Source organism: Actinacidiphila bryophytorum, assembly GCF_016916835.1.
GTDB classification, from domain to species: Bacteria; Actinomycetota; Actinomycetes; order Streptomycetales; family Streptomycetaceae; genus Actinacidiphila; species Actinacidiphila bryophytorum.
On sequence record NZ_JAFFIX010000006.1, the window covers coordinates 208,077 to 223,920 of the forward strand.

Consider the following 15,844-nt stretch of genomic DNA (forward strand, 5'->3'; position numbering starts at 1 on the left):
ACCACCTCACCAGAACTTCAGTTTCTTCACGCCGCCGACGACGGCCTTGCCGGCGTCGATGACCTTGTGTGTGCCGACCTTGTCCCCGACCCACTTGGCCGCCTTGGCCACCGGTGTACCCGCGAACTTCGAGGCGTATCCGATGCCGACGAAGACAAAGACCGTCTGGAGCGACGACTTCAGGCACGAGCTGCCGAAGCCGTTTCTGCAGTTGTAGTACGCCTGGTAGGCGTTGGCCGCCACCTGGAGCACCGTGTACGTGGTCAGGGCAGCGGCACCGCAGACTCCCACACCGGGACCGGTCGTCGCCGCGCAGGCCAGCATCATGGCGGCGGAGCCGATCATGACGTCGTTGGACAGCGAGTTCAGCTTGTCCGCCGTGGTACGTCCGTGCGGGAGCTTGACGGCCCCCTTGCACTGCTCCGCGGAACTGCCGCTCTGCAGGCACTTGTCGAATTCTCTGATCGCCGACGAGAACTTCCCGTCGGCCGAGTCGAGCCAGTTGCGGAAGGTCTTGTCGTCCAGGTTCGCCCCGCCGTTGTAGCCGAGGTTCTTCCGCAGCCAGTTCTGCGTCTTGGAGTCGACGTGCTTGCCGCCGCTGTTGGTGGACGACGCATGCGTGGTGGTGTTGCCCTTGCCCGACTTACGGGCGTCGTCCCGCTTCTCTTTCTCGGTGCGGTGGTCGCCGCCGTCGCCCTTGCCCTTGCTGGGGGTGTGCGGGCAGGCGGGCCAGTCGCCGAAACCGCAGGCCAGGCCGTCGCCGGTCGGGTCGGAGAAGGTCACCGGGTTGTCGGCCGCGTAGCCGTAGCCGTTGAGTGTCTGCGGTTTGTCGGTCTCCAACTGCGGGTCGATGCTGAGGAAGCGGCCGGTGAGCGGGTCGTACTCCCGGTCGCCGACGTGGGTCAGGCCGCTGTCGGGGTCGGCCGGGGCGCCCAGGAAGCCCTTGTCATCGGGCCACGCGGCCGGGCTGCTGCCGCGGCTGGTCCCGAAGGGCGTGGTGTAGCGGGTGGTGACCGCCTGGGTGGTGCCGTCGAGCGAGATGCCCGCGGTGCCGTGGCTGTCGGACGCGATCCAGCTCAGCGCGGACACGCCGGGCTCCGTGGTGCGCTCGGCGACGACCTGTCCGCCGTCGCCGTCGGTGTACTCGCGCACGCCCCACGTGGTGACCTTGCCGTCCGCTCCCTTCTTCGAGTGCAGTTCGGTGCCGTCGAGGTAGAGCACGCTCTCGCCGTCGCCGCCGGTGGCGTGCCGGATGAGCAGGTCGTCGTCGGCGTCGTAGAGGTAGCCGGCCGAGTCCGCGCCCTCGGTGGTGCCGGTGAGGTCGCCCTCGGCGTTCCAGGTCAGGGTCTGGCCGGAGGTGCCGGCGACCGGCCGGGCGGTGGTGTTGCCCGCCTTGTCGTAGACGTAGGTGTCGGCCGCCCCTGTGCAGGTGCCCGTGGTGACGGTGCTGGTCAGGGTGTGCGGCTGGCCGGGCTTGCCGTAGCAGTAGGTGGTCGTGGCGGTGGCGCCTGCCGCGGTGCGCTCGGTGTCGCCGGTCCGCAGCCCGCCCGCGGTGTACGTGTAGGTGCTGCTGTACGGCGCCGGGCCGCCCAGTGCCGCGGTCGCGGCCGTACCCGTGGTGCAGTCGTCGCCGGCCGGTGTCCAGGCGGTGGTCAGCCGCTGGTAGCCGTCGTAGCCGAAGCACTGGGTGTCGGAGGTCGTGGTGCCGCCCAGCGTCGCCGGGTTGCTGATCTTGGTGACGTCGCCCGCGTCGTCGTAGGTGTAGTGCAGGTCCTGCGGCATCCAGGCGTGGGTGTCGTCGGTGACGAAGCTGCGCAGCAGCCTGCCGGTGCCCTCCTCGTACTCGTTGTCCAGGTACGCCTGCTTGACCGTCGGCGAGGGCGAGACGCCCAGGGTGAGCTGCTCGGGCTGGGCGGTCGCCGAATAGGCGGTGTCCAGCACGTAGTTGGAGGTGCCCACCACGGTCCTGACGTTGCCGGTCGCGGTGTAGCCGTAGCTGATGTTCTCCGCGGGGAGCCCGGCGACGGCGGGCTGGCCGCTGTAGGCCAGGGTGCCGTCGGTGTTGTACTTCGCGGTGAAGCTGTAGTCCTGCTGCGCCGCGCCGGAGGCGACCAGCGGGTCCGCCGCGTCGAGGTGGGTGGTGCTCGCGGTGACGTTGTAGAGGTTGTCGTAGGCGGTCACGGTGTCGGTGTACTGCTTGCCTGCGTCGTAGCGGGTCGAGGAGGCCGGCTGGCCCTTGGCGACCGTGTCGTAGGTCCAGCTCGCGACCTTGTTCGCGTCGCTGCGGGAGCCCTGCCACAGGGTGGTCTTGCGGCCGAGGTCGTCGTAGCCGAAGACCTCCCTGCGGCCCTCGGCGTCGGTGTTGGTGTCGACCTGGTCCAGCACCGTGTAGGCGGTGGTGGAGGTGCCCGCGTCGGGGTCGGTCGCCGAGGTCTGCCGGCCGAAGAGGTCGTAGCCCCAGCTCCACTTGGCCCCGTCGGGGCCGGTCACGGTGAGCTTCTTGTCGTCGCCCGTGTAGGTGTACGCGGTCGTGGTGTGCGCGGGCACCGGGGCGGTGGCCCCGAAGTCGGTGTCGGCGTAGGACGGTCCCGCGTACTCGCGCAGCTCGGTGGTGCGGCCCAGCGCGTCGGTGACCGTGCGGGTCGCGGAGCCGCCTGCGGGGGCGCTGGTCGCGGTGGAGTCACCCGTGTAGGACGTGCTGACCGTCCACTTGGGCACCCCGTAGACCAGCAACTGGTCGGCGGTGGTGCGTCCGGCGCCGTCGAAGGTGAACTGGTGCTGGGTGGGCGTGCCGCCGTACTCGCCGCGGTCGTAGGTGCCGCCCGGCGCGTGGGCGCTGTCGAAGGTGTCGGCGTAGGTCGCGGTGGCCAGGCCCCGCGAGTCGTAGCGGGTGTCGGTCAGCAGCCGGCCGCCGATCGGGGTCGGCGTCTGCTGCTGGACGGGCCGCAGCAGGGCGTCGTAGATCTGGTAGCTGGTGCTGCGGGCGTTGTTGACGCCGAGTGTGGAGGTGGCCACGTACGACTGGGTCGCGTTGTCGACGTGGTAGGCGTAGGTGGTGTTGGCGCTCTCGCCGCCGCCCTTGCTGCGGTTGGGCAGCCACACCCCGGTGAGCCGGCCGAGGCCGTCGTAGGTCGCCTCGGTGAGCTTGTTGTTGGCGTCGTAGATCTGGGCGCGCCGGCCGCGCAGCCGCTCGTAGAAGGTGACCTCGGTCTGGCCCTCCGCGTTGGTCTCGACGGTCCTGGTCAGCGGGCCTGCGCCGGCCGGGGTGTAGGCGGTGGTGTCGGGGTTGCCCGCCGCGTCCTTGCTGACCAGGGTGCGGCCCAGGGCGTCGAAGGTCTGGGTGCCGGTGGTCTGCCAGGCGGTGGGCTTGCGCTCACCGCCGGAGTCGGCGGTTGCCGGGTAGGCCGCGGCCCGGCCGGTCCAGGAGCCGTCGCCCTTGGTCGGGGTCTGGGCCGAGGTCCAGGTGGTGGCCGACGGGCTGTCGTAGACGGTGCCGGTGTCGGAGAGCACGTCGCCGGCGGTGCTGCTGCCCGCGGGCAGTGACAGTGCGCTGTCCGCGGTGCCGCAGGGCCTGGCGACCTTGCGGGTCCTGGAGACCAGCGACGTCAGGCCGGTGCCGGTGTTGCGGGCGTACCAGGTGCGGGTGCAGGTCTCGTCGCCGGACGCGGCGGTGTCGCCCGCGTCGTCCTCGGAGACGGGCATGCCGTAGGAGTCGTAGGTGGTGGCCTTGGAGGTGGCGCGCCACTTCGACTGCGCGGTCAGCCAGGTGTAGGCGTAGGTCTTGCCGAGCCGTACGTAGTAGGCCTCGGTGTCGGCGTACGACTTGTGCTGGGTGGCGGTCCTGGCCGACCAGGGGTCGTCGAGGGTCGCCGAGATCGCGGTGGCGCCGTTGTAGGTGACGCTCTCACGGGTGAAGCCGGCGTACTGGTCGGCGTCGGTGACGGCGGGCACCGCCAGCCCCGGCACGTCAAGACCGGCGACGCTCGCGGAACGGGCGGGCCCCGACTTCTTCTTGTCGCCGTTCATGCCCTGCATGTACGTGGTGACGGTCTTCTCGCGGCTGCCGCCGGTCCCGGTGTACTGCGTGACGGTGCCGTAGCCGCGCCAGATCGACCACGTGCGCTCGTCCTGCGGAGTCAGCGGGCTGTCGTTGTAGTGCCAGGCGGGGCCTGCGTAGTCGTAGGAGTGCACCTCGGGCTCGTTGTTGCCCGTCGGGTCGGCCGTACTGACCGACAGCACGCGGTATTTGTGGAACCAGTCGAGGCCCGCGTCGGTGGCACCGTTGATGTGCCAGTAGACCGGGTAGCAGTTCATCGTGTCGTCGTCCTCGGCCGCGGGCATCTTCAAGCCGCGTACGCAGTCGTCGGCCGTCGACATCGTGACGGTGGTGACGGCGCCGGTCTCGGTGGTGACGCCCTCGATCCTGGGCCGCGAAAGCGGCAGGATGTTGTCGGTGGCGTCGACCCGGTTGGCGAGCATCTGGTAGGTGAACGACACCGGCTTGAGCGCCACGCTGCCCGCGCTGCTGCCGGTGCGGGTGATCGAGTCCAGCACCAGCGACTGGTCGGAGCTGTCGCCGATGTCACCGGGGTCGAGGTACTTCTGCGTCAGCGCCCAGGTGTCGACCGGGGTGTAGGTCGTGCCGCTGCCCGACCACACCGAGGTCTGCACCTGCGTGAGGCGCTTGCGGGAGAAGAAGGACGGCGAGACCGCCTTGCAGTCGGTGTCCGAGGCGTTGGCCGCGCATATCTGGTCGAAGGGCACGTCGGGCCAGCTCTGCGCGGTCTTCTCGGTCAGGCTGGAGCAGTCCGCGGCCAGGCAGCGCTCCTGGTAGCCGAAGTGCACCTGGTAGCCGGCGGTTGCGGTGAAGAGGGTGTCGGACCGCTGCCCGTAGAGGATGTGGTCCAGGTAACCGCCGCGGGTGTAGGTCGCGTTGGCGGTGGTCGCCTTGTTCTTCTTGTAGGAGTTGGTCTCCGCGGTGTACCAGAACGACTCGGCATTGCCGTGGGTGTCCACGACGTAGTCGAGGTTCCACCGCCAGGCCTGGTTGTACCAGCGGTCCGCGAAGGCGCTGCCCTTGGCGTAGCCGGGCTCGCCGGAGTCGTCGCCGAAGACGGGCACGGTCCACACCGAGTTGGTGCGCTGGGTGGTCGCGCCGGGCAGCTTGTTCTGGCCGAAGACGTACTTGGTGCCGTCGCCGGTGGTGACGGTCCAGTACTCGCCCGAGCCGTCGGCGCTGTCGCCCTGGTCGCCGTTGTCTGCGCCGGTGGAGTGTACGACGGTCGAGGCGTCGTCGTCGGCGAGCCGCCACGTGCCGGTGGTGTCGTCCTTGACCAGCTCGGTGGACTTGCCGCCCAGCACCAGCGAGGCGTTGTCGTACTTCCAGCACAGGTCGTAGACCTTGGACTGGCCGTCATCGTCGCAGGAGCCGTAATCGCGGCCGATGTAGGACTCGGCGGTGTCGGTGAAGCCCGAACCCACCTGCGTGCCCTGGTTGTTGGTGGTCGCGGTCAGCCCGTCGACGCTGCCCGAGTCGTAGGCGAGCCCCACCGAGGGGGCGGGGCCGGCCGCCGCCGACGGCACATCCATGCCGTAGGACCAGGTGAAGGAGCCCGAGGAGTCACCGGCGGTCCAACTCGCCGACGGGGAAAGGGCGGTGGCGGTGAAGTCGCCCGCGCCGTCGGTGGCCTCGCCCTCCGCGCCCGCGGTCAGCGCGAGCACCATGGGCTGGGCCGCGGCCGACTGCGGCAGGGCCGCAGAAACGGTCTGCGTGGCCGCGTCGTTGCTGCTCGCCACCGGTGTCCCGGTGCGGCACGCGGCCTCCTCCGGTGTGGTCAGCGCACACGCGGGCAGCCGTTCGAGGCCCAGCCGGCCCGACCAGTTGCCGCCGTAGACCGAGGCGAAGCCGGCGTATCCGAGGCGGATGCCGGCCGCCGGCGCCCCGGCCTGCCCGGTCACCGCGACCAGCACCCCGCGTACGCCGGCCGCCTCGGTGGCGGCCCGGTCGGCGACGGTCACCTGGGCTCCCGCGGCGCCCCCGGTGAGGGTGACCGGCAGGCCCCCGGCCGACACGGCGGACGTCGCGCCCGCCGCGACCTTCGCGGTGCCGCCCTTCGGCCAGGCCGCATGCTGCTGGCCGAGCGCGCGGGCCGCCCGCTCGCCGTCCGCCGCCTTCTGCGCGGCGAAGGCGTCGCGCTGCTTCTTCGCACCCAGCGCCACGGTGTGCGTCGTGGTGCTGCGCGGCTTCTGCACGCCGGTGCGGCCGAGCGCGCCCGGCCCGTCCGCCGCCGCCGCGGGACCGACGCTCAGCCCCAGCATCGGCACGACGACCGCTGCCGCCAGCGCCGCGCCGATCGTTCTGCCCCGCCACCACGCCGACCGGCGCGGCAGGCGGAAGCCTGACTGTGGACTCACAGCTGAACCCCTCCCTGGAACAACCCGCGTGGAAGGCACGCGGACCTGACTGCGGCCGGCACCAGTGGAGTTGGTGCCGGCCGCGGGATCGGTGGTGCCGGTGGTGGTCCTTCTTTCAGTCGCCGATGACCTGGCCCAGCTGGTCCGGGTCGCTCATCGCGCCCGACCAGACCCTGAGGTCCTGCACGCGGGCGGGCAGGTAGTGGCTCCAGGCACCGGCCACGAAGGCGTCGCCGACCGAGAAGCGGTCGGCGCCGACGACCGCGGTGTACGGCTGGGTGTCCTCGGGGGCGACGCCCATGTAGAGCGAGGCGGTGCCGTCCTGCGCGTCGAAGACGCCGGTGACGCGGACCGCGCCCTCGCCGTTGGAGCCGTCGCCGGTGTCGGCGCCGACCTGGACCTCGGAGGCGGCGCCGCTGAAGGTGCCGTCCGCGTTGAGCCGGCCGAACAGCCAGCGGCTGGTCGGTACGGTCACCTGGTTCAGGTCGTCGTCGAGGATCGTGGTGCGGCCGGTGATCTGGTACCACAGCCCCCAGGCGGAGCCGTCGGCCGAGCGCTGCCCCGCGACCTGCCCGGCGTACCCGTCGGGCTTGGCCAGGATGGCGTCCTGGTCGATCTGCACCTGGCTGGTGACGGTGAAGGACCCGGTCTCGTCCACCATCGGTCCCGGTGTCGCCGCCGCGTCGTTGGCGCCGTCCAGCACGATGGCGCCGCCGGCGAGCGTGGCGCCGTTGGAGAAAGTCAGCGTGTGGGCGTAGCCGCTGCCGGTGTCGTCCAGGCCGGTGGTGCTGACCGCGGCGGGGTCCGGCTGCCACCGGGCGACGTTCTCGACGGCGGGCTTGCCGTCGGCGTCCAGCAGCTGGGCGTCCAGCGCGATCTCGTCCGGGGTCAGGGCGCGCTGCCAGACCTCGGCCTCGTCGATCCGGCCCTTCCAGTACTCGGTGTACGCCGCCTTGTTGGGGTCGTTGTAGCGGCCGATCTGCAGCGGCCCGTCGCTCGCGGTCGCCTTCGCGGCGGTCGGCAGTGCGACCGGGGCGCCCTGCTGCACACCGTTGACGAAGAGGGTGACGGCGTTGGCGGGCTTGTCGTAGGTGGCCGCGACATGCGTCCACACGTCGGGCACCACGTCGGTGGTGCCGTTGGCGCCCAGCCAGCTCACCGCGCCGGACTGCGGCCAGGTCCACAGGAAGACCCAGCGGTGGATGCCCGGCGAGTAGCGCAGCGTGAAGCCGCTCTTGTCGCTGCTGGTCTGCGACAGGACCGTGTGGTAGGCGGTGGTGTCGGCGAGCCGGACCCAGGAGGCGACGGTGAAGGAGTCCTGGGTGTTGACGACGGGGCCTGCGGTGTCGGCGTAACCGGTCTGCTGGTCGGCCGCCGTGCTGTCGTTGAGCCACAGCGAGTTGTCGCCCGCGCCGCGCCGGCCCAGGCTGGACCAGCCGGCGCCCGCGTTGTGCAGCGTGGCCGGGTGCCGGGAGCCGGCCTCGGTCGCGCTGTCGGCCGCCGAGGTGCCGCCGCTGCCGGGGGCGGAGTCGGTGAAGTGCCAGCGGCTGACGGCGTCGGCGCCCTCGGCGACCTTGAAGGTCACGATGGTCTTGGCGCCCCAGCGCCCGCTGCCTACGTCGTCCTTGGCCCGCACCTGGAGCTGCTGGGTGCCGGTCAGCTGCGGGGTGATCTTCACGGTGACAGGACCCGCGCCGCTGATGGTGGACGACCAGGCGCCGCTGGCCAGCTTGTACTGGAAGCCGGCGACCTTGTCACCGCTCGCCGCGGCGAAGGTGAAGGTGCCCGCCTGCCCGGGGCCGCCGGCCGCCTGGCAGTCGTTGGTGGTGCACGAGGTGTAGGGGCCGCCGAAGGTCACGCTGGGCGCCTTCGGCGCGGTGGTGTCGACCTTGAAGTAGCACCAGCCGTGCGTGGTCACGGTGCTGTGCGAGTTGATGTGGGTGCTCTGGTTGTCCTCGTACGACCAGGTGGACGCCGCGAGCCGGTAGAGCGGGCCTTCGCTGAGGGTGATCGGTGTCGGTGTCGACACCGTGGAGTTGGCCCCCGCGAAGTCCGGCGACATCGGTCTGATCGGCTCGGTCACCACCGACCAGGTGCCGGACGAGGACTGCTGCTGCATCTGGAAGTCCACCCGCGTCCTGGCCGGCGCGCCTGCCGAGGTGCCGCCCGCGGCGATCTGCGGGCGTGCGGTCAGCTGCGGGTGCGGGTCGGCGACGACGTCCGGGTCGCTCGCGCTGGGCTCGCAGGAGATGCCGCTGCCCTCCTGGATGCCCGCGTAGGTGGGCGGCACGGGAAGGCCGACGTAGTTCACCGTCAGCGTCGCGTCGTTCTTGAATCGCTTCCAGGCCGAGGTGTCGCCCTCGTCGTGGGCGCGCAGCTCAAGGGTGAGCTTGGCGAACTTGCCCGCCGCGAAGTCCCGCACGGTCGGGGTGAGGTTCTCGTCGCTCTCGGACGGGTTGTCCTTGAACTCGATGGGCGCGTCGGGCGAGTCGGGGTCGCAGGACGAGCCGCGGCCGGCCGAGAAGGACTCGTCCACCATCCAGTCCAGCTCCTTGGGCCGCGACGCCCAGGTGGTGGCCGAGGAGATGTTGTTCGTACGGACCAGGTCCGTCTGCCGGGCCGAGCACTGGAAGGCCCAGGGGGACGTCACCCGGAAGGTGGCGGAAAGGACCTGCTTGCCCTTGAGATTTCCCGGGGTGAACTGGAAGTACAGTTTCTGGACGTATCCGGGGCCGCAGTAATATCCGTTCCACGTCCCGCATTTCCCGTCGCCCTCGCCATTTGTCCCGTTGGCCCAGGCGTAATCCGAATACCCGTCGCTGCGCAGCAGGGTGCGCTCGGGGGCGCCGGAGCTGAGTGCGATGTTCGGGTCGATGTAGAGCGGGTAGGCCGCGGTGTCGGTCTGCTTCAGCAGCGAAGCGCCGGGGGCCAGCGAGAGCGCGTCACCCGCGACGGTGACCGGTACGGCCGCGGCGCCCGCGCCGGGCGCGGGTCCGTCCACGGCGGAGGCGGGCGGTGCGGTGGCGGCCTGGTCGGGGGCGGCCTGCGCGCCGGCCCTGGGCCGAACCCCTGACCCGGACTGGGCCTTGGCCTGCGCCTGGGCCGCGGGGCCCGTGCCCCGGGAGTCCCACATCTGGGCGGGCGGTGCGGTGAAGATCTGCTTGCCGTCGGCGTCCACGCCGGACAGGCCGCCGCCGGACAGCCTGCCGACCCGCAGGCCGCTCGCGTGCACACCGAAGGTGATCTTCTTCAGCGCCGGGTCGGCCGCGGCGGCCGGGGTCTTCACCACCAGCAGTTCGCGGTAGCCCTGCACCGACGCGGTCAGCCGCAGGTCGACGCCGGGCATGACGTCCGGGTAGAGGGCGCTGTCCCCGTCGAGCACGGGCTTGGGCAGCGTGCCCGGCCAGGTCAGGGCGACGGTCCTGCCCGCGCTGCCGAGGCTGACCATGGGGGCGGATCCGCCGCCGGAGAAGGCCAGGTCGACCATCGCCGCCTTCGGGCCGACGGTGCCGTCGGCCCGCACCTGGAGTGTCGCGTCCGGTGCGGTCCAGCCGCCGGCCCTGGTGCGCACCCGCACCGGCACGGAGGACTGCTCCTGCGTGTACGTGTAGCCGTCGGGGTTCGCGTACGTGGTCGCGAACTCCGTGCGGTCCCCGGTGACCTCGACCCGCTGCCCGCTGGCCGCCGCCCGCGCCGAGGCCGTCAGGTCGCCGCTCTTGGCGGCGCCCTTCTGCCCCGCGTCGGCCGTCGCGGCGGCCCCGCCGAGCGTCGGCAGCACCGACAGCAGCCCCGCCGCGGCGGCGACCGCGACGACGGGTCTGAGCCGCCCGCGCACCCGGGCGCGACGACGCATTCCACTCCGCTTCAAAATACCCACCCCAAGAGCGTTGCGAAAATACAAACGAGCCAAGGGAAGCATTGCGGAAGGGGAGCGTCAATAGCGAGATTCCAGGTTCGTATCGCCCCGGCGCCAATTCCCCCGGTAGGGTGAATTCCGAATTAACGGAGCATGCTGGAACGATGTTTGTTCCGGTAAAAAAGGGACCAAAGGGAGGGCTGGGACGCGAGAGGCGTCCGGGCTCAGCGCAGGGTGACCTGGGACGGGCCGCGCAGGGGGGCGAGCGAGAGCACCGTGGGCGGGGTGCGCAGGCCGTCGTTGCCGGTGAACAGCCGCCGCACGGCCGCGAAGTCCGGATCCGGCCCCGCGGTCGCAGCGGCGGCCTCGTCGTAGAGCGCCCGGATTTCGTCGGTCATGCCGTCCTCGCTGCCAGCGCCGGTGCCCCAGATGTCCCACAGCAGGGTCTCGACCTTGTTCAGCGCGGCCAGGTCCAGCCGGATGTTGCCTGCGACGAACCAGGAGCCGACCTTCGGGTCCACCTCCAGGGCCAGGCCGAAGCCGTCCGGGTCGGCCTCGCCCGCGCGGATGCGCTGCCAGGCGTCGCCCGCGACCAGGAAGCGGTCCCTGGGGACGTCCATCGGGTCGAAGTCGACGCGGTAGCGCTCCGGGTCGGCGATCTGCGGGTCGGCCAGCAGCCAACCGCGCGTGTCGTCCCAGTACTCGGTGACGACGTGGTCCCAGTGGAAGCCGCTGTCGGAGAAGTAGTCGGCGAAGCCGGAGCGAAGCCGCGCCGGTATCCCCTGGTGCCGCAGCAGGGACACGTGCAGCAGCGTGAAGTCCCGGCAGATGCCGATGAAGCGGTCGGCCCACTCCCTGCGGCACGACAGCGCGCGCCCGTCGCGCTCCGAGATCAGCCCGAGGATGTCGTCCACGTACCGCGTCTCCGCGTCGTCCCGCATCCGGTCCTCGGCGATCGGCACCCCGAACTGCCCGCCTTCCGCGCGGTGCAGCATCACCCCGCGCACCACCCGCGCGAGCTCCCCCACGTCCCGCGGCAGCCCCGCGTACAGCCCCGCGTGCACCCCCGGATCGGAGGTCCCGCTCTGCGCGCTGTAATAGGCGGCGGCTTCCGGTGCGAGACGGGGTACGGGCATACGTGGCCTCCGGCGGATTCGGCCACGTATTCGATTGTCCGGGCCGCTGCGGTCCACCGTGTCAAAATTCCGCCGCGGATGTCCAGGGAATTGCCCGGCCCCGGAGAGCGGCGTCAGACCAGGCGGCGGGCCGTCGCCCAGCGGGTGAGTTCGTGGCGGTTGGAGAGCTGGAGTTTGCGCAGGACCGCCGAGACGTGGGATTCGACGGTCTTCACCGAGATGAAGAGCTGCTTGGCGATCTCCTTGTACGCGTATCCGCGCGCGATAAGCCGCAGCACCTGCCGCTCGCGCTGGGTCAGCCGGTCGAGGTCCTCGTCGACGGGCGGGGCGTCGGTGGAGGCGAAGGCGTCGAGGACGAAGCCGGCCAGCCGGGGGGAGAAGACGGCGTCGCCGTCGCGGACCCGGAAGATCGAGTTGATCAGGTCGGGCCCGGTGATCGTCTTGGTGACGTAGCCGCGGGCGCCGCCGCGGATGACGCCGATGACGTCCTCGGCGGCGTCGGAGACCGACAGCGCGAGGAAGCGCACCGGCTGGTCGGGGTCTGCGGCCAGCGCGGCGCACCGGCGCAGCACCTCGACACCGCCGCCGCCGGGGAGGTGGACGTCGAGCAGCACGACCTCGGGGCGGGTGGCGGTGACGACGGTCACCGCCTGGTCGACGTCCGCGGCCTCGCCGACGACCTCGACGCCGGTCTCCGCGGTGGCGCCGATCTCGGCCTGCACGCCGGTGCGGAACATCCGGTGGTCGTCCACCAGGACCACCCTGACGTGCCGCTCGCCCTGCGGGTCAGCCGATTCCGTGTCGGTCATGCCGTCACCCTCTCCATCTCCAGTTCGACTTCCGTGCCGCCGCCCGGTGCCGGGCGCAGCCGCGCCTCGCCGCCGTTGCGCCGCATCCTGCCGATGATCGATTCCCTGACGCCCATCCGGTCGTCGGGGACCGCGTCGAGGTCGAAGCCCGGGCCGTGGTCGCGTACCGACACGAAGACCTGGGTGTCCTCGACCTCGGCGTAGACCTGGACCGCCGCCCCGCCACCGTACTTGGCGCCGTTCACCATGGCTTCCCGCGCGGCCTGCATCGTCGCGACGAGGCGGTCGTCCAGCGGGCAGTCGCCGACGCAGACGACCTCGACCGGCACCCCGTGCGCGTCCTCGACCTCGGCGGCGGCGGCCCGCACCGCGTCGGCAAGCGTCGTCGGCTCGTCGTCGCGGCCCGTGCCCTCGGGGCGGTAGAGCCAGGCGCGCAGCTCCCGCTCCTGCGCCCTGGCCAGCCGGGAGACCTCGCGCGGGTCGTCGGCGTTGCGCTGGATCAGGGTCAGGGTGTGCAGCACCGAGTCGTGCACGTGCGCGGCGACCTCGGCCCGCTCCTGTGCGCGGATGCGCATCAGCCGCTCCGCGGACAGGTCCTGCGTCATCCGCACCAGGTAGGGGCCTGCGATCAGCGCGACGCCGACCAGCACGGCCAGTGCGGCCTGCAGGATGCCGCCGAGGTGGCTGCCGGTGCCGCGGACCACGATGAAGCCGGTGACGCCTGCGACGACCAGCGCGACACCGCCCGCGGCCCGCACCAGCGGCCAGAACCGCTTGCCGTGGCTCATCTCGACCCAGCGGGCCTTGCGCGCGTTGTCGGCCTGCCGCCACACCAGGGCCACGCCGAGCCCGACGATCAGCAGCGGCCACACGGCGCGGTTGGCGGCGCCGAGGTTGAGGTTGTCGATCAGGATGCCGGTGCCGATGGCCAGTGCGACGAGCGCCATGACCTGGCCCTTGTCGGGGCGTCTGCCGGCCAGCCAGGAGCGGGCGTCGCGCGGCTCCTTCGCCTCGGCGACACCGCCGACGCCCAGCGGCACGAAGAACCAGAAGACGGCGTAGAGGAGCACGCCGATGCCGTTGAAGGCGGCGAGCACCAGGAAGAGCACCCGCACCCACAGCACGGGCAGCCCGAGGTGCCCGGCGAGGCCCCGGGCGACGCCGCCGACCATGCGGCCCTCGGAGCTGCGGTAGAGCTTGCGCATGCCGGGGTCGCCGGGCTCCGGCGGGTTGAGGAAGGACGCGCCGGTCCGCCCGCCGCCGGGCACACCCGTGCGCGAGGCGCCCGGCGCACCGGTGCGCCCGCCGGCCGCGCCCGGTGGCGCGCCGCCCGGCGGTCCCGTGTGCGCCCCCGACGGGGCGCTGCTCGCTGACATACCCCCGATCGTCACACGTCCGGCCCCCTTCGGGCATCAGGGTCGGTCCCCCAAGGGTTGCCCCGGGTGGCGGACCAGGGTCGGATCAGGGTCCTTCCAGGGTCGGGGCGGGTGCCGGGCGCCGTCCGGAGCGGCCAGGATGGTGGGTATGACGCACGAGCCGCACGACGAGGCAGCACCGGCCGGTGCCACCCGCGCCCCCGCGGAGGAGGAGACCGCGCAGGGCGAGCGCCGCCCGCGGATCACCCGGGGCCGCGACCACAAGGTGCTGGCCGGGGTGTGCGACGGCGCGGGCCGCTACTTCGGTGTGGACCCGGTCATCTTCCGCGTGGTCCTGGCCGTGCTGTCACTGACCGGCGGCATCGGTCTGATCATCTACGGCATGGGGTGGCTGGTCATCCCGCAGGAGGGCGAGGAGCAGAGCGAGGCGCACCGGCTGATGTCCGGCCGCATCGAGGGGGCGCCGCTGACCGCGGTGCTGATGACGCTGGTCGGCTGCGGTCTGTACGCCTCGATGCTCGGCAACGGCACCAACCAGGCCTTCTCCCTGATCCTGCTGTTCGCCACCGCGGGCGCCGTCTACTGGTCGCACCAGCGCAGGCAGGCGCCCGGCGAGCCGGCCTCGCCCGCGACGGCGGCGGCCGTGGTGGACGCGCCGCCCGCGGTCCAGGCGCCGCCGGAGCCCGGCGGGTCGCCCTCGTGGTGGCGCGACCCGCTGTCGAAGGAGGAGCCGGCCTACCTGTGGGGTCCCGACGACGGCCCCTACGGCGACACCGACCGGCAGGCGTGGCGGGACCGCAAGAAGGCGGTCAGGGCGGCCCGCGAGCGCAGCTGGCCGTTCTCGCTGGCGGTGCTGCTGCTGACGGTGACCGCGCTGGCGGTCGGCACGGGGGTGTCCTGGCCCTACCAGCCTTTGCGGGTCAGTGCGGAGATCGGCCTCGCGGCGGCGCTCGGCGTGCTCGGCACGGCCTTCGTGGTCGCGTCCTTCGCCGGGCGGGCCAGGGGCGGCACCGCTTTCTTCTCGGTGCTGCTGCTGGGCGCGCTGGTCGGCACGACCGCACTGCCCAGGACCGGGCACGGCGTCGGCACCACCACCTGGCGCCCGCTGTCGGAGGCGGGCGTGCACCAGCTGTACGAACGCGGCACCGGGCGCGGCCTGCTGGACCTCACCGCCCTGCCGCTGGACGGCGGTACCGTGCACACCCGGCTGAAGGTGGGTGCGGGGCAGGCGGAGGTGCTGCTGCCGCCGGATGCCACCGTGACGCTCGAATACGACCTCGGCATCGGTGAGACGGTGCTGCCGGGAAAGGTGAACGACGGCGTGGACGTCAAGACGGGACAGCACGGCAGGGTGACGCTGCGGCCGCCGGCCGGAACCGCGTCGGCCGGCACGATCGACCTGCGGGTCGACGTCGGCGTCGGCCAGGTCAAGGTGGTCCGGTGAGACGGCACCGCTTCGAGCCCGCCGCCCTGGTCATGGGCCTGGTCCTGATCACCCTGACCGTCTTCTTCCTGCTGGACGCGGGCGGGGTGTGGCATCTGCGCCCGTCCACCGCGGGCCCGCTGGCCGCCGGCGGCCTGGTCCTGGCCGCCGCCGCCGGCATCGTCACGCAGGCGGCGCGGACCGTACGCGCCCGCCGGACGCGGCGGCGCCCGTAGCGGCCGCGGTGCGCGCCGGGGGCACCTCGGCGCCACCGCGGCGGGCGCGCAGCCACCAGTCGACCGAGAAGGAGGGCGCCCCGGCCAGCACCAGCGGCAGCCAGGCCATCAGGTAGGCGAGGTCGTTGCCGTAGTAGTACGGCGTCGTGGACCAGCTCACGGTCAGCCACAGGCTGAGCGAGATGGCCGCGCCGCCGGCCGCCGCCACCCGTCCCAGCAGCCCGAACAGGGTGCCGAGCCCCACCGCCAGCTCGCCGAGCGCTATCGCGTACCCGAAGGGGTGCGGCGCCTTGAGTGCGAGGTCGATCAGGCCGGGGATCGCCGCCGAGTCGTGCGAGCCGTGCAGGATCTGCACCAGCGAGCCGTTGGCACTGTCGGTGAAGAAGCTGTCGCTGGTCAGCTTGTCGAGGCCGGCGTAGACGAAGGTCACACCGAGGAAGATCCGCAGGGGCAGCAGGGCATGGCGCCGGGCGGTGTTCCGCCAGAGGTCGATCCTGTCGCGCATCGTCTCCGCCTCTCCCGCCGCGCGCGTGTGGTCGGACGGAAGCGGTCTTCCGTGCGCGGGCGTCCGACAGTCATACGTACACCAGCGCG

At 72.1% G+C, this 15,844-nt stretch carries 8 protein-coding genes; 2 read left to right on the plus strand and 6 right to left on the minus strand.

Annotation, left to right across the window (positions count from 1 at the left end; all coding sequences use genetic code 11):
• Nucleotides 1–6 precede the first annotated feature (6 nt).
• From JT723_RS36105 to JT723_RS11895, 5 genes are all read right to left on the minus strand, one after another.
• Nucleotides 7–6,414 (minus strand): RHS repeat-associated core domain-containing protein, encoded by a 6,408-nt coding sequence (locus JT723_RS36105; RefSeq protein WP_205044511.1) that lies wholly within the window; start codon nucleotides 6,412–6,414, stop codon nucleotides 7–9.
• 115 nt (nucleotides 6,415–6,529) lie between these two features.
• A complete protein-coding gene (locus JT723_RS11880; RefSeq protein ID WP_205044512.1) occupies nucleotides 6,530–10,267 on the minus strand; it encodes a laminin G domain-containing protein in 3,738 nt (1,245 codons plus the stop codon).
• Nucleotides 10,268–10,494: 227 nt separating this feature from the next.
• Nucleotides 10,495–11,406, minus strand: a complete 912-nt coding sequence (locus JT723_RS11885) for a transglutaminase-like domain-containing protein (protein WP_205044513.1) — start codon at nucleotides 11,404–11,406, stop codon at nucleotides 10,495–10,497.
• 113 nt (nucleotides 11,407–11,519) lie between these two features.
• A complete protein-coding gene (locus JT723_RS11890; RefSeq protein WP_205044514.1) occupies nucleotides 11,520–12,215 on the minus strand; it encodes a LuxR C-terminal-related transcriptional regulator in 696 nt (231 codons plus the stop codon).
• Nucleotides 12,212–13,420, minus strand: a complete 1,209-nt coding sequence (locus JT723_RS11895) for an ATP-binding protein (RefSeq protein WP_205044630.1) — start codon at nucleotides 13,418–13,420, stop codon at nucleotides 12,212–12,214. Before JT723_RS11895 ends, JT723_RS11890 begins: the two co-directional genes overlap by 4 nt.
• Before the next feature lie 319 nt (nucleotides 13,421–13,739).
• On the opposite strand from JT723_RS11895, the gene JT723_RS11900 reads away from it, so the two are divergent.
• Entirely contained in the window at nucleotides 13,740–15,035 is a 1,296-nt protein-coding gene (locus tag JT723_RS11900) for a PspC domain-containing protein (RefSeq protein WP_205044515.1), read from the plus strand.
• Nucleotides 15,032–15,250 (plus strand): hypothetical protein, encoded by a 219-nt coding sequence (locus JT723_RS11905; RefSeq protein WP_205044516.1) that lies wholly within the window; start codon nucleotides 15,032–15,034, stop codon nucleotides 15,248–15,250. Before JT723_RS11900 ends, JT723_RS11905 begins: the two co-directional genes overlap by 4 nt.
• On the opposite strand, the gene JT723_RS11910 is transcribed toward JT723_RS11905, so the two are convergent.
• A complete protein-coding gene (locus JT723_RS11910; protein ID WP_205044517.1) occupies nucleotides 15,198–15,755 on the minus strand; it encodes a DoxX family membrane protein in 558 nt (185 codons plus the stop codon). The two genes, JT723_RS11905 and JT723_RS11910, sit on opposite strands and share 53 nt — an antisense overlap.
• Nucleotides 15,756–15,844: the final 89 nt, after the last annotated feature.